This is a genomic window from Kitasatospora sp. NPDC059577 (genome assembly GCF_042735475.1).
GTDB lineage: Bacteria > Actinomycetota > Actinomycetes > Streptomycetales > Streptomycetaceae > Kitasatospora.
The window spans coordinates 19,866-37,243 of record NZ_JBHWBZ010000032.1 but is presented as its reverse complement, the minus strand read 5'-3'; the positions used below and the strand labels follow the sequence as shown (position 1 = coordinate 37,243).

Here is a 17,378-nt window from a genome sequence, read left to right as displayed (position 1 = left end):
GGCGTTCCGAGGCCGTTCTGAAACGTGGTTCTACTTCACCGCGCCCGCGTCCGGGGTCAGCACGCCGCCGGCCACCAGCCCGATGATCAGGACGCCGAGTAGCACCCGGTAGACCACGAACGGCAGGAAGCTGTGGGTCGAGATGTACTTGAGGAACCAGGCGATCGCCGCGTAGCCCACCGCGAAGGCGATCAGGGTGGCCAGGATGGTCGGACCCCAGGCGGGTGCCGGGCCCTCGCCGATCTTGAACAGCTCCAGCGCCCCCGAGGCGAGCACCGCCGGGATCGCCAGCAGGAACGAGTAGCGGGCCGCAGCCTCCCGGCTGTAGCCGAGCAGCAGGCCCGCGCTGATCGTGCCGCCGGAGCGGGAGACGCCCGGGATCAGCGCCAGCGCCTGGGCGAACCCGTAGACGCCCGCGTGCGGCAGCGTGAGGTCGGTGATCGGGCGGGCGTGGCGGACGGCGCGGGTGCGGTCGGCGAAGGCCAGGACCAGGCCGAAGACGATCAGCGTGGTGCCGATGATCCGCAGGTCGCGCAGGTGGGTCTCGATGGTGTCCTGGAACAGCTTTCCGAGGACGCCGATCGGCAGGGTGCCGATGATCACGAACCAGCCCATCCGGGCGTCCGGATCCGAGCGCAGCGCCGGGCGGACCAGTGACCGTGCCCAGGTCCTGACGATCGAGGCGATGTCCCGGCGGAAGTAGATCAGCACCGCCGTCTCGGTGCCGAGCTGGGTCACGGCCGTGAAGGCCGCGCCCGGGTCGTCCCAGCCCAGCAGCGCGGAGAAGACCCGCAGGTGGGCGCTGGAGGAGACCGGCAGGAACTCGGTGAGCCCCTGGATCAGGCCGAGGACGGCCCCGTGGAACCAGTTGATCACCGGGCACCCGCCGGGGGTATCCGTCGGGCAGTGGGCATGGGCGACAGGGGCGGCATGGGCGGGTCCTCGCGGGTCGGAAGGGGCGTGCGGACGACCGCGCCCGCCCGGCCCGCAGGCCGCGCGCGGGCCCGGCGCGCGGCCGATGGTACGGGGTGAAAGTGACAGTTCTTTGTTCACTCTTTGTTCGGTCTTTGCGCACGGGGTCCGTTCCGGGCGTGCGCGGCCCCTTCCGGCCGCGTGCGGTTACTCCGCGGGCCTCGCCCGGACCCAGGTGCGGTCCTCCGTCAGGTACCGCTCGACCGTCAGGCCGGCGTCGGCCAGGGCCTGCTCGAACTCCCCGGTGCCGAGCGGACGGGACAGGAAGGTCTGCGTCCAGGTGCCGTCCGGGAACTCGTACTCGCAGCGGACGGAGTTCACGCCGTCGCCCACGGGGGTGGCGGAGACGAGCCGGGACCACGCGCCGGGGCCGATCGCGGTCTCGCGCGGGACGTTCAGGTGCCAGTCCTCGCCCTCGCGCTGCACCAGGACGCAGCCGCCCTCGGCGACGTGGCGCCGGCACGTCGCCAACAGTCTCTGACGCACCGTCACATCACCGGCGTGCACCAGGAAGGAGGCGAGCATGACGACGTCGAAGCGCTCGCCGAGGTCCAGGTCCTCGATCGGGCTGCGCACCGTGCGGACGCCCTCGCGGACCCGTGCCAGCATCTCGGCGGACTCGTCCACGGCCGTCACGGTGAAGCCGCGCTCGGTCAGTGGGTGCGTCATCCGGCCGACACCGCAGCCCAGTTCGAGGATGTTCGCGCCGGGCGGCACAGCCGCCTCGATCACCTCCGGGGCGTTGCCCACGGGCAGGCGGCTCCACACCTCGACGGCGCAGCCGTCCGGAGTGATCGCGCCCTCGCCGGTCCCGTCGTAGCCCTTGCGTCGCTCGTCCGTCATGTTCCTCATCCGAACACGGGTGGGCGGATGTGAGAAGAGGGCGTCGCGAAGGGCTTGCTAGATACCCTAGGGGGGTATAACTTCGATCATCGACGGAGCGAGGAGAGCGGCGCCGAACGGGCGTCCGGGCACGCGGAGGACGACATGGCACACCCCGCACAGCACGAACACCACGGGCGGCAGGAGCACGAGAATCACGGGCACGAGCGGCACGAGGCTCACGAGGCCCATGAGGTGCACGAGAATCACGGGCATCATGGGACCCACGGGACCCACGGGCCCGAGCACCACGCGAGCCACGGACATGACCACCAGGGGCACGGCGGGCACGGCCACCACCACGCCGACGCCGCCGGCGCAACGAGCTGGCGGACGGCCGCGCAGGCAACGCTGCACTGCCTCACCGGCTGCGCCATCGGCGAGGTCCTCGGCATGGTGGTCGGCACCGCCTTCGGCCTGCACAACGGCGCGACCGTGGTGATCTCGATCGTCCTGGCGTTCGTCTTCGGCTACGCGCTGACCATGCGCGGCGTGCTGAAGGCCGGTCTGGACGTCGGCGCGGCGGTGAAGGTCGCGCTGGCCGCCGACACCGTGTCGATCCTGGTGATGGAGCTGATCGACAACACCGTGATGGTCACCGTCCCCGGGGCGATGGACGCCGGCCTCGGTGACCTGCTGTTCTGGGTGGCGCTGGTGGGCTCGCTGGCCCTCGCGTTCGCGCTGACCGTCCCGGTCAACAAGTGGATGATCGGCCGGGGGCGCGGCCACGCCGTGGTCCACGCCCACCACCGGCACTGACCGGTAACGGCGCCGATCGTGCTCCGAGGCTCCCGAGGCGCCGGAGGTCCCTGGGCGCCCAAGACGCCCAGGTCCCCGAGGCGTCCAGGATTCCTGGGGTTCCCGAGACTTCCGGCCGCGGCCCGCACCGACCCGTTCGACGGCCGGTGCGGGCCGCGGTGCGTTCCGGCCCGCCGGTCGTCACCCGCTGCCGCCTGTGGTCGACCGCTGCCGCCGGCTGCCGCCCGCTACCGCTCGGTGCCGTCCAGCTCGGCCAATGTCGCGTGCAGCCAGGTCAGTTCGGCCTCGGTGGTGGCGCGGGCGATCAGCAGCTGGCCGCGTCGGAACGGGTCGGGGAACTCCTCGGCGCCCATCGGGCGGTCGCCGTCGTAGTAGAAGCTCGCCGGTTCGGAGAGGAAGGCCAGCCGGCGGCGGAGCACCGCTGCCTGGGCGGCTGGGTCCTGGAGGTGGCGCAGGAAGGCGAGCAGGGTGAACCAGCGGTTCTCGTCGCTGATGTCCAGCGGCTCGGGCTCGCGCAACCGGCCGAGGAGTGCGGCGTGGCCGGCCTCGGTGAGGTGCAGGGTGTGCCGGGGGGCGGCGGCGCTGCCGGGCTCGGTCTCGCGGGTCAGCAGTCCGGCGGCCTCCAGGCGCTTGATCGCGGGGTAGAGCGTGCCGTCGCTGATCGGCTGGACGTGCCCGGAGAGCGCCGAGAGGTGACGGCGCAGCTCGTAGCCGTGCAGGGGCCGGTCGTGGAGGAAGCCGAGGATCGCGAGCTTGAGCATGGGGGTCACCCTCTCATGCCGGTCCCTCGTTCCGTAGGTATATCGAAGGCGAGATACCTCGGAGTCGAGGTATGGTCTCGATGGTCCGGGACCTCCCGGCGTTCCCCTGGAAGAGGAGCCCTCGCGATGCGTCACGCCCCCGTCACCCCGCACGGCGACCTGATCCGCTGGATCGAACTGCCCGGTGCCGAGCCCGCCCGGCTCTACCTGCACGGCCTGGGTGCCACCTCGCCGGTCTACTTCGCGGCGGCCGCGGCCCATCCGCTGCTCGCCGGGCGCCGCTCGTTGCTGATGGACCTGCTCGGCTTCGGCATCAGCGACCGCCCGGCGGACTTCGGGTACACGCTGGAGGAGCACGCCGACGCGGTCGCCGCCGCGGTGCGGGCGGCCGGACCGGACCGGGTCGAGGTGATCGGCCACAGCATGGGCGGCGCGATCGCGATCGTCCTCGCCCACCGGCACCCCGCGCTGGTCTCGCGCCTCCTCATGGTGGACGCCAACCTGGACCCGATCGCGCCCGACCGTCAGCGGCTCGGCAGCAGCGGCATCGCGGGATACACCGAGGCGGAGTTCCTGGCCGGCGGCCGGGAGGAGGTAGCCGAGCGGGTGGGGCAGTTCTGGTGGTCGACCATGCGGCTGGCCGGCCCGGAGGCGCTCCACCGCAGCGCCCGCCACCTCGCCCGGGCGACGGCGCCGACCATGCGCGAGCTGCTGCTCGACCTCGACCTCCCCCGCACCTTCCTCCACCCGGCGGCGGACGGCGGGCCGGCGGATGCGGACGGGCTCCGCGCGGCGGGCGTCCGGGTGGTCGCCGTCCCGGACTGCGGGCACAACATCATGCTCGACAACCCGGACGGATTCGCCGGTGCGGCGGCGGAAGCGCTCGGCGTGGGCTGAGTGCCCGCACTCGCCCCGGGTCCGGAAGTGGGCCCTGGGTCCGAAGGGGGCGCCTGGGTGTGGAGGCGGGCCCTGAGTCCGGGGAGGCGCGCCCGGGGCCCGCAGAGTGGCCTTGGGTCGGCAGGGGCGCCGCGAGAATTCCGCCCGGCGCCCGTCGAGCTCCTGCCCGCGCTCGCCGCGTCCCCGGAGGAGTTCTTCGGTGCGGACGGTCGCGCCTGGGCGGATCGACTGCCCCTCCTGCTACCCGAGTTGACGAACCGACGGGAGCTGCGCCCCGGACGGGCCGGCCTCGCACGGCACCGTCGGGCCGGTGGTGCCCGTGCTGCGCACCGTCGGGACGCCCGACGTGCCCAAGCTGCAACCTGTGGACGACGAGACGGCGGGCGAATCGCTCGCCCTGCGGAACCGGGCCGGGCGCGGCGCCGTCCGGCGACTGAACCGCGAACGGGCCTCGGGCTCCATGCTGGTGGAACGCCTGGACCGGCCCGCTCGCCCCTCGACCTGCCCGCCGTCCTCGCCGCCTGGTGCGTGATCGCCTACCTGTTCCATAGATTGACGAAGCATCAAAAATCGCCAGGAGTAAGAACGTTGGCGGTCGTGGCGGCGGTCCTGCCGGAACGGGCCCCGGCTGCCCTCGCCGCCCTCGCCGCCCTCGCCGATCCGGACGAACGCGGACTGCTCGCCGACTGCGCCGCCGCCGTCCGTGAGGTGCGCGCCGAGCCCGGCGACCGGCTGCTCCACGGGGGCCTGCACGACGGCAACGTCCTCGCCCCGCTCCCGGAGAGCGGCCGCGCGCCCGGCCGGCCCTCGACCCCGAACCGCTCGCCGGGCACCCCGGGTTCGAGCTGCTCCCGGCACTGCGCAACCGCTGGGAGGACCTGGTCGCCGACGGGGGCCGCACCCGGGCGTTGCGGCGTCGCTTCGACCTGCCGACGGAGGAACCGGAGCCGGACCGCGAGGTCGCTGCGGCCTGCGCCCTCGCTCGGGTGCTGCGGAACGCGGCCTGGGCGGCCGAGGACGTCCGGACGGAACCGGAACCGGAACCGGAACCGGAACCGGACCAACGGGCCGTCGCCGAGCTGCTGTCCGATTGTTGGAGCCGGCCGTCAGCGCTCCCGCAACGGCACGAACCGCACCGGCGTCCCCGGCCGGGCCTGCGCGGCGGCCGCGAGGTCGGCGGCCGGGACGACGCCGATCACCGGGTAGCCGCCGGTGGTCGGGTGGTCGGCCAGGAAGACCACCGGCTGCCCGTCCGGCGGGATCTGCACCGCGCCCAGCACCATGCCCTCGCTGGGGAGTTCGCCGTCCCGGGCCCGGGTGACGGCCGGCCCCTCGGTGCGCAGCCCGACCCGGTTGCTCGTCGAGGACACCCGGTACCCGTCGCGGCCCAGCCGGGCCACCGCGTCGGCCGTGAACCAGTCCGCGCGCGGGCCGAGCCGCAGCCGCAGCACCAGTTCGGCCGGGGGAGCGGGCAGCGGCACCAGGTCGGGCCGGGCCGGGAACGGCGTCGGAGTGCCGACCGGCAGCCGGTCGGCGGCGGTCAGCGGGGCCGGCCCCAGGCCGGAGAGCAGGTCCGCCGAGCGGCTGCCGAGCACCGGGGCGACGGCGATCCCGCCCGCCACCGCCAGGTAGCCGCGCACCCCGTCGGTCGCCGCACCCACCTCGACCACCGCCCCGTCCGGCACCACGACCGGCGCGCCCCACGCCGCCGCCCGTCCGTCCACCCGGACGGGCGCGGGGGCGCCGGTGACCGCGACCACGACCGTCCCGACGGCCCGCAGGGCGACCCCGCCGAGCGTGGTCTCCAGCCCGGCGGCCCCCGGCTCGTTGCCCACCAGCCGGTTCGCCGCCCGCAGGGCCGGCTCGTCCAACGCCCCGGCCCGCGGCACCCCGAGGTGGGCGACGCCGTGCCGCCCGAGGTCCTGGACCGTGGTCAGCGGTCCGGGCCGCACCACCACCAGCTCGCTCATCGCCGCCTCCTCACACCCGGCCGACCACACGCACGCACGCCCGACGGAACGGCTCCGGTCGACGGCTTCGGCCGCAGGGTCCGGTCGCCGGCTCCACCCGCGTCGGCCGGGTCCACCCGGTCGCCCCCACGGCTGCCCTCGCGGTCGCCCCCGCGGTCCCACCGCGCACCGCCCCGAGGGACGGTACCGGCTCCGTCGCGCAGCTCACGCCCGTACCGCCGAGAACCGGACCCGGACACCCGGGGCCAGCAGGGCCGGGGGTTCCCGCCCGGTGTCCCAGAGCGGCAGTGCGGTACGGCCGATGAGCTGCCAGCCGCCGGGGGAGGGGTGCGGGTACACGCCGGTGTACGGGCCGGCCAGGGCGACCGAGCCGACCGGGACGGAGCTGCGCGGGGTGGCCCGGCGCGGCACCTCGTACCGTGCGGGGAGGCCGGTGAGGTAGCCGAAGCCGGGGGCGAAGCCGCAGAAGGCGACCACGTACTCGGGCCCGGTGTGGATCCGGACGGCCGCTTCCTCCGACACCCCCCACAGCGCGGCGACGTCGGCCAGGTCGGCGCCGTCGTACACGGTCGGGACCTCCAGCAGCGACCCGCGGTCCGCCTCGACGGCCGTGGGGCGGGCGGTGCGCAGCAGCCGCGCCACCGCCTCGACGTCCGCGACACCGTCCAGCAGCACCGTGCGGGCGGCCGGCACCAGTTCCGCGACCTCGCCGAGCGCGCCCGCCTCCCGCCGCTCCCGCAGCCATCTGTACAGCGCCGTGACCTCGGCCGTCCCGGGCAGCTCGACCAGCAGCGCCCGCTCGCCGACCCGCCGGACTGCGCCGACCGTCTGCTCCGTGCCGCCCCGTTGTTCCACGCCCGCAGGTCGTTCGGCTCCGCCGGGACGCCCGCCGTCGCCCGCAGCCCCGCCGTCGCCCGTCACGTGAACGCCTCCACCCGGACCCCGGCCGAGGCCAGGGCGCCGCGCACCCGCCAGGCGAGCTGGGCGGCGCCGGGGGTGTCCCCGTGGACACAGAGCGAGCGGGCCTCGACGGTGATCCGCTCCCCGCCGAGGGACTCCAGCGCGCGGTCCCGGGCGATGTCGACGGCGCGGGTGATCACGGCCTCGGGGTCGTGCACCACCGCGCCGGGTTCGCGGCGGGGGACGAGGGTGCCGGCGCGGGTGTACGCCCGGTCGGCGAAGGCCTCGGTGACCACGGGCAGCCCGACGCCCTCGGCGACCTCCAGCAGCCGGGAGCCGGGCAGTCCGAGGACGGGCAGCGGCCCGTCGCAGACCGCGCCCGCCCGCAGCACGCCGGCCACCACGGCCTCGGCCTGCTCCGAGTCGGCGACCACCCGGTTGTAGAGGGCGCCGTGCGGCTTGACGTAGGAGACCTTCGAGCCGGCGGCGCGGGCGAAGACCTGGAGGGCGCCGATCTGGTACGCGATCTCGTCCGAGAGTTCCTCCGGAGGGACGTCCATCGCACGGCGGCCGAAGCCGGCCAGGTCGCGGTAGGAGACCTGGGCGCCGATCCGGACGCCCCGCTCGGCGGCCAGCGCGCAGACCCGGCGCATCGTCGACGGGTCCCCGGCGTGGAAGCCGCAGGCGACGTTGGCGCTGGTCACCACGGACAGCAGTGCCTCGTCGTCGGTCAGCGTCCAGCGCCCGAACCCCTCGCCGAGGTCCGCATTGAGATCGATCACCGCATCGGCCACGCCCGTCCGCCTCCCAGCAGCTGTTGAGCCAGATGGTAGGGCCTGCGGATGAAGGCCGTTGTCCGTGACCCGGGCCCGGAGGCCTGCGGCGTGTGACCCGGCCTGCGCGCCCCGCGTGGCGCCGCCCCGGGGTGTGCGGCCCGGCTCGACTCAGCGCGCGGGCAGCGGTTCCCGGAAGGAACGTTCCAGCGGACGCAGGGCCCGCAGCACGATCAGCAGGGGGATGACGCCGAAGACCCCGAACGACATGTCGATGAATCGCCAGACCACCGGGACCCCTCGCAACGGTCCGCAGATCAGGGCCAGCGGGATGACCGCCCCGCAGGCGAGCGCGGCCCAGCGGATCACCCAGACGTTGCGGACCGGGTCCTTGAGCGGACCCCAGAACGCGGCCCCGATCACCAGGTGGGCGAAGGCCAGCCAGTCGGTGCCGTAGGCCAGGAAGGGGTAGCTCCGGTTGGTCTCGGCGATGCCGGTGTGGACCCGTTCGAACCAGGCCGTCACGGCCGGGAAGTGGTCGGTCAGCGGGGCGGCGGGGCCGGTGGTGAAGTCGACCAGCAGGCGGGTCTCGGTCTCCAGCGGGAAGGCGGTCAGGCCGCTGAGCACCAGACAGACCAGGAAGAACCACAGCAGGCGCCGGACCTTGCGAAGGATGACCGCGGGATCGCCGTCCATGGTGTGCACCTCGTCCACTCGAACACCTCCGTGCCGGGCACGCCGGGCGCACCCGGCGTGCCGAACCTGCAGGCGGAGCCTTGTCCCGTCTGCGCGGGACCGACTCTAGACCTCCCTTTTGAACATGTTCAACTAGCCCTGGACCGGGCGGCCCCGACGCCGCCCGCGAACACGACGCCGCCCGCGAACACGACGCCGCGCGGGAACACGACGCCGCGCAGGACACGACGCCGTGCAGGGCCGCGACGCCGCCCCGGGAACACGGCGCCGCCCCGGGCCCACCGCGCCGCCGGACGTCCGGAAACGCGTCGGTGCCCGGGCGCCGAAGCACCCGGGCACCGAGAGCGGTCGCTACGCCGTGTAGGTGTACGTCACCGGCGCGCTGGTCCCGCCCGCCGTGGTGACCGTGACGCCGACCGGCCCGGTCTGGGAGCCCGCCGGAGCGGTGGCCGTGCAGAAGGACGGGCCGCAGGAGACGTGCGTGGCCGGCACCCCGCCGAACGCGACCGTCCCGTACGCCAGGTTGCTGCCGATCACGTTGACCCGGGTGCCCCCGGCGACCGTGCCGGCGGCCGGGCTCAGGCTGCTGACCGCCGGGGCGGGCGGGGCCGGGGGAGCGGCGCCGGTGTAGTCGAAGGCGGTCGACGCGACGGCGGTGCCGCCGGGCGTCACCACGCTGACCGGCGCGCTGCCCGAGCCGCCCGGCGTGGTCACGGTGCACGCGGTGTCGGTGCAGCTGCCGGGCGCCGGGACGCCGCCGACCAGCACCATGCCGTGGGAGAGGTCGGTGCCGCTGACGGTCACCGCGGTGCCGCCGGTGCCCGGGCCGGTGGTGGTGTCGACGCCGGTGACGGCCGGGGCGGCCTGGACGGTCGCCGGCAGGTAGCCGTGGGTGCCCAGGTCGTACCTGGAGACGTGGCCGGTCGGGTCGGTGTCGTTCGGGTTGGCAGCCGTCACCGTGATCACGCCGGTGATCGGCACCCCGGGCGTGGTGCGCAGGTTGAGCTTCATGAACTCGCTCTTCCCGACCACGCGGGTGCCGGTGAGCACGGCCTCCAGGTGGCGGCCGTCGGGCGAGAGCGTCTCGGTGAAGGTGTAGTCGTACGGCGTGGAGTAGAACATCGCGCCGTCGGTGGTGACGCCCGGGGGCAGGTCGACGGTGAAGTGGGTCGGGCCGGTCAGGTCCGAGGTGCCGGCGGACACCCAACTCGCCGACATGTTGCCGGAGGTGAAGAAGCCACCGGGGTAGTTCCCGCTCTGCGACACGGTCACGTGCTGCGCGGAGGTCGATGCCGTGGCGGCCGGCGCGGCCGCGGCGGCGCCGGTGGTGAGGAGGGCACCGGTGGTGAGGGTGGTCACGGACAGCGCGGCGGCGAGGCCCGCTTTGGCCAGTCGGGTGATCATGCGTCGATCATCACCGAACCATTGCGCCGCCCTCACGGCTTTCTCGAATGTCGGTTCGAGAATGGCGGAATACCGGTGGAACACCGTTCCGAAAATCACCCCCGGACGGCCTCCCACCTGCCGTTCCGTCCGCCCGCAAGGTCCGTTTCGGTCGATGTCGGTGCGAACCTCTAATCTTGTCCTCCGTGACCGCCATCGCAGACCCGCCCACCGAGCCCGGCCTCCGCCCGTCCGCCGGCCCGGCCGTTGCGCGCCCCGCGCCCGGCCCCGCCGCCGACGAGGGCCTGGCCCGCCGGCTCAAGGCGCTGGCCTGCACCGCCCCGCTGCACGACCTGGACAACCGCAAGGTCAACCTGGCCGGCGAGTACGGCGGCTACGCGATGGCCGAGGTCGGCCTCGCCGCGATCGACCTGGTCACCCTGAACATGGACTTCGACACCGGGGCCGACCGCGACATAGTCCTCGCCCGCCTGCTGCCCCGGGTCGCCGCCCAGGCCGCCGGCCGCCCCGTCACCGAGCACGAGCGGGTCGCCCGCTGGGTGCTGGAGTCGCTGATCAACGTGGGCAGCGTGGACCGCGGCTTCCGCGCCGTCTACGGCACCTTCGGCGCGGACGGCGAGTACGTGCGCCGCGACTACGACTTCAAGCTGATCGAGGAGGTCCCCGGCCCCGACGGCGGCGTCTACCTGCGCACCACCGACGAGGCGGTCAACGTCCTGGTCGGCGCGCTCGACACCGACGTCACCTCGGCCCAGATCGCCGCCGAGGTCAAGCTGGAGGTGCTGATCCGCCGCGGCCGCCTGGCCGACGCCCAGCTCGCCGCCGAGCAGGCCCGCTACCGCACCGTCCAGTACGCCGAGACGCTGCGCCGCGCCCTCGACGCCACCCGACGCAACGTCCGCGCGGTCGACTGGATGCGCGCCGTCCCGGACCTCATCGAGGAGGCGCTGGACCACATCGCCGACCGCTACCGGCACGAGAACGCGATTCTCACCAACATCCGCAAGGCCCGCGACGAGGCCGAGCCCCACACTCCGGAAGGGGCGGAGCACAAGCGCCGCGCCGCCGAGCTGCTCGACATCGTCAAGGACTGCATCCGCCGCCACACGAAGCTGCAGACCCGCCTGCTGGAGGCCGGCCCGCTGTTCCGCGCCGAGCAGGACCGGCAGGCCTTCGCCACCCCCGGCGCCCGCAGCGGCATCGACCTGTACGGGCAGCTGCTCGCCCCCGTGCTGCGGCTGCCGGTGGAGCAGGCCGCCCGCCCGACCGACGCGTTCTTCGCCCGCGGCGCCGGCCTGCGCACCCCGGTCTCGGTCCGGGTCGCCGACCTGGTCGACCTGCTGCTCACCCCGCCGGTCGAGCGCGAGCACCTCGGCGCCGAACTGCCCGACCCGGATCTGGTCGCCACCCCGGACGACAGCCGGTTCTCCGAGGCCCAGCTGGAGGCGGCGCTGGTCCTGCTCGACCTGCCCCCGGACGCCCCCCGCCGGCTCTCCGGCCTGCTCGCCGACGCCCGTGCGCAGGACCCGGACCTGCCGTACCTGGTCGCCCTGCTGTCCGTGCACGCGGCCAGCCCGCCGGTCGGCACCGCCTACCGCCAGGGAGAGGAGCGGCTGCTGTTCGCCGTCGACGACGGGACCCCGCTGCGCGACGCGGAGTTCGGCGGCGCCGACCTGATCGTCGGCAGCGCCCTGCTCGACGCGGTCGGCATGGCCGCCGACCGCAAGGACGCCGGCTGAACGGCCTTGACGCACCACCGGAATCCCCGCGGCGGAACCCACCGCGACAGCGGCCGCGGCCGCGACGACGACAGCCCCGACACCACCAGTCCCGACAGCGCCAGCAGCGACAGCAACAGCCCCGAGGAGCACCGCCCGTGACGACCCACCACGACACGTCCTGGGCGACCGAGACCGAACCGGCCGCCCCCGCGCCGATCACCCCGGCCGACGTCGCCGACGCCGCCCGGCTGGTCTCCTTCGGCCTGCAGGCCAAGCTGCTGCCCGCCCGCGACGTCGAGTACGCCGAGCTCGTGCGCCGCCACCGCGAGGACCCGCCGTTCGCCCGGCTCGCCGACGCCGTCGCCACCGGCATGGGACTGGTCGTCCTGGAGGTCTCGCCGCGCGCCGGCATGGCCGTGGCCGCCGCCGAGGACTCGCTGTTCGCCGTCCGGATGGGCGACTACTCGCGCCGCGCCGCCTCCGAGTCCACCGACCGCTTCCTGCACGGTCTGGCCCACCTGGCCGTCGCCGCGATGGCCTTCCCCCGCCCCGAGGACCTCGCCGACGACGCCTACCTCGGCCGGATCACCGTCAACGGCGTCGACGCCTTCGTCCGCCAGGCCTGCCGCCGGCTGGAGGAGCAGGCCGACGTCGAGGGCGCCAACACCGACCCGCAGTCCGACGCCCCCGGTCTGGAGGCCGCCTGGCGGGTCTGGGCCCGGCGCACCGCCACCGGCGCCACCAAGGACGCCCGCCGGCTCTCCGGCTCCACCATCGGTATCGTCGCCAAGGCCGTGATGTTCCTGGTCGACTCCGGCTTCCTGCAGAAGGTCTCCGACGACTCCGGCGGCACCTACCGCACCACCGCCCGCTACCAGCTGCAGGTCCGCGACCTGGCCGGCAGCGCGGCCATGGCCGAACTGCTCGACCTGGGCGTCGTCCCGGTCTCCGACGGCACCGCCACCCTGCTGCCGCCGGACACCTCCGACGAGCTGGTCGCCGACGCCGGCCTGCCGTTCCACTCGCTCTGACAACCCCATAGACGCACGGAGAACCGCCGCACATGTACGAGCTCAACCGGGTCCGCCTCTACTCGATCGGACCGGCCGGCGCCCGCTACGCCGACACGGTGCTCGACCTGCGCGGCGTCGGCGAGCCCGTCGCCGACCCGGCCCCGCAGCAGATCGGCCTGTTCGGCGAGGAGCCCGACGGCCCGGTCCGCCGCCCCGCCCCGGCCGGCGTCCTCTTCCTGGAGAACGGCGGCGGCAAGTCCGTCCTGCTCAAGCTGATCTTCTCGGTCATGCTCCCCGGCCACCGCAACACCCTGGGCGGCGCCAGCTCCGGTGTGCTGCGCAAGTTCCTGCTCGCCGACGACTGCGGCCACGTCGCCCTGGAGTGGCAGCACACCGTCACCGGCGAACTGATCGTCGTCGGCAAGGTCAGCGAGTGGCGCGGCCGCCAGGTCTCCTCCGACCCGCGCAAGTTCGCCGAGACCTGGTACTCCTTCCGCCCCGGCCCCGGCCTCACCCTCGACTCCCTGCCCGTCTCCGAGCGGGTCAGCCTGGCCGGCGACCAGAAGGCCCGCGGCCGGCGCCGCACCATGAAGGGCTTCCGCGACGCCCTCACCGAGGCCGGCAAGGCCCACCCGTACCTCGACCTGGTCTTCGAGGACGGCCACGACCGCTGGACCGAACACCTCGGCGAACTCGGCCTCGACCCCGAACTCTTCCGCTACCAGCGCGAGATGAACGCCGACGAGGGCGAAGCGGCCGGCCTCTTCGCGGTCAAGCACGACAGCGACTTCACCGACCTCCTGCTGCGCGCCGTCACCGACACCCGGGACACCGACGGCCTCGCCGACCTCGTCCACGGCTTCGCCGCCAAGCTCGGCCGCCGCTCCGAACTCACCGCCGAACGCGACTTCACCGCCGGCTCGCTGGACCTCCTGGAGCGCATCGCCGAGGCCACCACCGCCCGCGAGACCGTCCGCGAGGCCCACCGCACCGCCGAACGCCGCACCCGCCGCCTCGCCCACGCCCTCACCTCCCGGGCCACCGCCGAACGCGACCGCGCCCAGGACCTCGCCATCGAGGTCGCCGCCGCCGCGAGCGCCGTCACCGCCGCCGAGTCCGACCGCACCCGGCACACCCTGATCGCCGACGAACTCACCTACCGGCACGCCACCCTGAGCCTCGCCGCGGCCACCACCGAAGCCGCCGCGCTGCGCCGCGAGCTGATCGACGCCCGCACCCTGCACTCCGCCTGGCAGGCCGCCGAGGCCGTGCTGCGCCAGCGCGCCGCCGCCGACCGGGTCACCCGGGTCGCCGCCGCCATCCGCGAGGCCGAGCTGGACGCCGCCCCCGCGCTCGCCGCCCGCGCCCGCGCCGCCACCGCCCTCGCCCGCGCCCTGGAGGCCGCCGCCGCGGCCGCCGAGACCCGCGCCGACACCGAGGAGCAGCGCGCGGGAGAGCTCCAGGAGGACGGCGCCAAGGCCCAGTCCGACGCCACCGAAGCGGCCACCGCCGCCCAGAAGGCCCGCAGCGAGGCCGACCACCTGCGCCAGCGCCTCGTCGAGGTCGAGCAGGAGACCGAAGCCGCCGTCGAAGCGGGCTTCATCGACGCCGACGGCGACGTGGACCCGGCCCGCGCCGCGCTGCACGCCGCCGACGTCGAGAAGGCCGCCACCGCCTCGCTCGCCCAGGCCCGCACCGCCGCCGAGTCCGCCGCCGCCCGGCTGCGCGAGGCCGCCGCCGCCACCTCGCGCACCGAACTCGCCGCCGAGCGCGCCGGCGACGCCCGCAAGGCCGCCGCCCGGGCCCTGGCCGGCGAGCAGCGCACCGCCGCCCTGCTCGCCACCGAACAACGCCTCGCCGACCTGCTCTCCCTGACGCCCTACCAGGACGACGCCGAGGAGGACGCCGGCTTCCTCACCCCCGCCGTCCTCGACCGCAACGCCGAGTACCTGCGCGAACTCCTCGACGAGGCCATCGCCACCGCCGAGCGCACCCTGTTCGACCTCAGGACGGCCGCTGCCGACGACTCCCGCATCCTCGCCGCCCTCGGTGACGGCGGCCTGCTGCCGCCCGGCCCGGACGTGCTCGCCACCGTCGAGTACCTCGCCGAGCACGGCATCCCGGCCCTGCCCGGCTGGCGCTACCTCGCCCAGTCCGTCGACCCGGCCGACCACGACGCGATCCTCGCCGCCCGCCCCGAACTCGTCGACGGCGTGGTCGTCACCGACCCGTCCTCGCTGGAGCGCGCCCGCGAGGCCCTGCAGACCGCCGCCCTGCTGCCGCGCTCCACCGTGGCCGTCGGCGCCGCCGCCTCGCTGATCGCCCCGATCACCGACGAGCCCGCCTTCTTCCTCGTGCCGCCGAACCCGGCCATGCACGACGAGTCCGCCGCCGACGGCGAGCGCCGCGACCTGCGCGCCCGCGCGAGCGCCCGCGAGGAGCACATCCGCGAACTCGCCGGCCGCCTCGGCGCCGACCGGGCCCTCGCCGCCCGCCTCGCCTCCTGGCACGCCAGCTGCCCGCCCGGCACGCTCGCCGAACTCGCCGCGGCCGCCGAGGCCGCCCGCGAGCACGCCGAGCACTCCGCCGCCGCCCTGGCCACCCTGCGCGCCGACCACGACGAGGCCGAGACCGACCACGCCGCCGCCGCCTCGGCCCACGAGGAGCACCGCGAGGCCGCCCAGCGTGCCCGCCGCCGCGCCGACGCCCTGTCCGGTCTCGCCTTCCGCCTGCGCGAGCGCGCCACCTGGGCCCGCCGCCAGCGCGAACTCGCCGAGGACGCCGCCGAGTGCGACCGCCGCCAGGCCCTGCGCGCCGAACGCGCCCGCACCTGCGACGAGGACCGCCGCGCCGCCCAGCGCGCCGCCGACGACGCCCGCCGCACGGCCCGCGCGCTGCGCGGCGAACGCGCCGAGATCCCCGCCGCCGAGCAGACCGACGAGCCCGCCGACACCGCACCCGCCGCACTCCCCGCCCTGCGCGAGGCCTACCGCGCCGCCTCCCAGCTGTACGAGAAGGTCGGCGTCGGCGCCGACCTGCGCGCCGAACAGGCCCGCGCCGAGGGCGACGAAGCGGCCGCCGCGACCGAACTCGACCGCCTCACCAACAAGGTGCGCACCCGCGCCGAGGAACTCCTCGGCAGCCCCGACGGCGCCGACGGCCCGGCCCGCCAGGCCGCCGCCGCCCGCGCCGAGGAACTGGTCGCCACCATCGAGGCCCGCTCCGCCACCGCCAGCGAGCAGCTCGGCCGCCTGCGCGGCGACGCCGAGCGTTCTGCCCCCACCGACGGCGAGGCCCACACCGAGCTGCCCGAGGACCTCGTCCCCACCGACCCCGAGCACGCCCAGGCCCTGCTGCGCACCGCCACCAGCCGGCTCGCCGAACGCCGCGAGGCCCTGGACGCCGCCCGCACCGCCCACGCCGACCTGCAGCGCACCTTCGACACCGCGCAGGCCTCCGCCGCCGACTTCGACGAACTGGCCGGTCAGCTGCGCGACGGCCTGCGCGACCACCAGGAGGACCCGGAGGACCCGGTCGAGCCGTACCTCGGCGGCCTCGCCGACGCCCGCACCGGCGCCACCGAGGCCCGCCGCAGCCTGCGCACCGCCGCGGGCGAGCTGTCCAGCGCCGAACTCGCCGTCCGCGACGCCTCCGACGCCCTCGTCCGGCACGCCAACGCCGCCCGCTACGAGGCCGTCCGCACCCCCGCCCGCCAGCAGATCCGCGAACTCCCCGCCTCGGCGCTGCCCGAGCACGCCGCCGCCTGGGCCGCCGCCTTCGCGCCCCGGCTGCGCGTGCTCACCGACGAACTCGCCCAGCTGGAGAAGAACCGCGGCTCGATCGTGGACCGCCTGCGCGGCCTGGTCGAGTCCTCGCTCACCACCCTGCGCGCCGCCCAGCGGCTGTCCCGGCTGCCCGAGGGCCTGGGGGAGTGGTCCGGCCAGGAGTTCCTCCGGATCCGCTTCGAGGACCCGGACCACGCCACCCTGGTCGAACGCCTCGGCGAGGTCATCGACGAGGCCACCCGGGCCGCCGTCCGGAAGAACAGCGACCTGCGCCGCGACGGCATGTCCCTGCTGCTGCGCGGCGTCGCCGCCGCGATCGGCCCCAAGGGCGTCAGCGTCGAGATCCTCAAGCCGGACGCGGTGTTGCGCGCCGAGCGGGTCGGCGTCGGCCAGATGTCCGACGTCTTCTCCGGCGGCCAGCTGCTCACCGCGGCCATCGCGCTGTACTGCACGATGGCCGCGCTGCGCGCCAACGACCGCGGCCAGTCCCAGCTGCGGCACGCCGGCACGCTGTTCCTGGACAACCCGATCGGCCGGGCCAACGCCACCTACCTGCTGGAGCTGCAGCGCGCCGTCGCCGACGCGCTCGGCGTCCAGCTGATCTACACCACCGGTCTGTTCGACACGACCGCGCTCGCCGAGTTCCCGCTGGTCATCCGCCTGCGCAACGACGCCGACCTGCGGGCCGGCCTCAAGTACATCTCGGTCGAGGAGCACCTGCGCCCCGGTCTGCCCGCCGCACCGGACCCGGACGGCCCGGCCATCCACGGCGAGATCACCGCCACCCGGATGTTCAAGCGCCCCGCGGAGGTTCCCGCCCAGCCGTGAACTGATTAGCGTGACCG

General features: G+C 75.1%; 14 protein-coding genes. 6 read left to right on the top strand and 8 right to left on the bottom strand.

All coding sequences use genetic code 11. From position 1 onward, the window contains the following. Positions 1-30: 30 nt before the first annotated feature. Complete coding sequence (locus tag ACFV0O_RS23770; protein ID WP_380345127.1) at positions 31-873, bottom strand: undecaprenyl-diphosphate phosphatase; 843 nt, start codon at positions 871-873, stop codon at positions 31-33. 246 nt (positions 874-1,119) lie between these two features. Further along, positions 1,120-1,815: a class I SAM-dependent methyltransferase gene (locus ACFV0O_RS23765; protein ID WP_380345052.1), complete on the bottom strand. Its 696-nt coding sequence runs from the start codon at positions 1,813-1,815 to the stop codon at positions 1,120-1,122. A gap of 144 nt (positions 1,816-1,959) precedes the next feature. On the opposite strand from ACFV0O_RS23765, the gene ACFV0O_RS23760 reads away from it, so the two are divergent. Continuing rightward, complete coding sequence (locus tag ACFV0O_RS23760; RefSeq protein WP_380345050.1) at positions 1,960-2,613, top strand: DUF4396 domain-containing protein; 654 nt, start codon at positions 1,960-1,962, stop codon at positions 2,611-2,613. Between the two features lie 227 nt (positions 2,614-2,840). On the opposite strand, the gene ACFV0O_RS23755 is transcribed toward ACFV0O_RS23760, so the two are convergent. Next, on the bottom strand, positions 2,841-3,374 hold the full coding sequence (locus tag ACFV0O_RS23755; protein ID WP_380345048.1) for a PadR family transcriptional regulator: 534 nt from the start codon (positions 3,372-3,374) through the stop codon (positions 2,841-2,843). A 126-nt stretch (positions 3,375-3,500) separates the two neighbouring features. Here ACFV0O_RS23755 and ACFV0O_RS23750 point away from each other — a divergent pair, with 126 nt between their 5' ends. Next, entirely contained in the window at positions 3,501-4,271 is a 771-nt protein-coding gene (locus tag ACFV0O_RS23750; protein ID WP_380345046.1) for an alpha/beta fold hydrolase, read from the top strand. Positions 4,272-4,581: 310 nt separating this feature from the next. Then, positions 4,582-4,803 carry a hypothetical protein gene (locus ACFV0O_RS23745; RefSeq protein WP_380345044.1) on the top strand — a complete coding sequence of 74 codons (222 nt, stop codon included), beginning with the start codon at positions 4,582-4,584 and terminating at the stop codon, positions 4,801-4,803. Positions 4,804-5,377: 574 nt separating this feature from the next. On the opposite strand, the gene ACFV0O_RS23740 is transcribed toward ACFV0O_RS23745, so the two are convergent. From ACFV0O_RS23740 to ACFV0O_RS23720, 5 genes are all read right to left on the bottom strand, one after another. After that, positions 5,378-6,241: a biotin-dependent carboxyltransferase family protein gene (locus ACFV0O_RS23740; RefSeq protein WP_380345043.1), complete on the bottom strand. Its 864-nt coding sequence runs from the start codon at positions 6,239-6,241 to the stop codon at positions 5,378-5,380. Positions 6,242-6,445: 204 nt separating this feature from the next. Further along, a complete protein-coding gene (gene pxpB / locus ACFV0O_RS23735) occupies positions 6,446-7,096 on the bottom strand; it encodes a 5-oxoprolinase subunit PxpB (protein ID WP_380345041.1) in 651 nt (216 codons plus the stop codon). 62 nt (positions 7,097-7,158) lie between these two features. Then, positions 7,159-7,935, bottom strand: coding sequence for a LamB/YcsF family protein (locus tag ACFV0O_RS23730; RefSeq protein ID WP_380345039.1), 777 nt, complete (start codon positions 7,933-7,935; stop codon positions 7,159-7,161). A 150-nt stretch (positions 7,936-8,085) separates the two neighbouring features. Further along, positions 8,086-8,610 carry a hypothetical protein gene (locus tag ACFV0O_RS23725; RefSeq protein ID WP_380345125.1) on the bottom strand — a complete coding sequence of 175 codons (525 nt, stop codon included), beginning with the start codon at positions 8,608-8,610 and terminating at the stop codon, positions 8,086-8,088. Positions 8,611-8,961: 351 nt separating this feature from the next. Further along, a complete protein-coding gene (locus ACFV0O_RS23720) occupies positions 8,962-10,014 on the bottom strand; it encodes an IPT/TIG domain-containing protein (RefSeq protein WP_380345037.1) in 1,053 nt (350 codons plus the stop codon). Between the two features lie 185 nt (positions 10,015-10,199). Between ACFV0O_RS23720 and ACFV0O_RS23715 the strand changes: the two genes are divergently transcribed. From ACFV0O_RS23715 to ACFV0O_RS23705, 3 genes are all read left to right on the top strand, one after another. Beyond that, entirely contained in the window at positions 10,200-11,753 is a 1,554-nt protein-coding gene (locus ACFV0O_RS23715; RefSeq protein WP_380345035.1) for a hypothetical protein, read from the top strand. Between the two features lie 137 nt (positions 11,754-11,890). Continuing rightward, positions 11,891-12,766 carry a hypothetical protein gene (locus tag ACFV0O_RS23710; protein WP_360262528.1) on the top strand — a complete coding sequence of 292 codons (876 nt, stop codon included), beginning with the start codon at positions 11,891-11,893 and terminating at the stop codon, positions 12,764-12,766. 32 nt (positions 12,767-12,798) lie between these two features. Further along, positions 12,799-17,361: a hypothetical protein gene (locus tag ACFV0O_RS23705; protein WP_380345033.1), complete on the top strand. Its 4,563-nt coding sequence runs from the start codon at positions 12,799-12,801 to the stop codon at positions 17,359-17,361. The last annotated feature ends 17 nt before the right edge of the window (positions 17,362-17,378 follow it).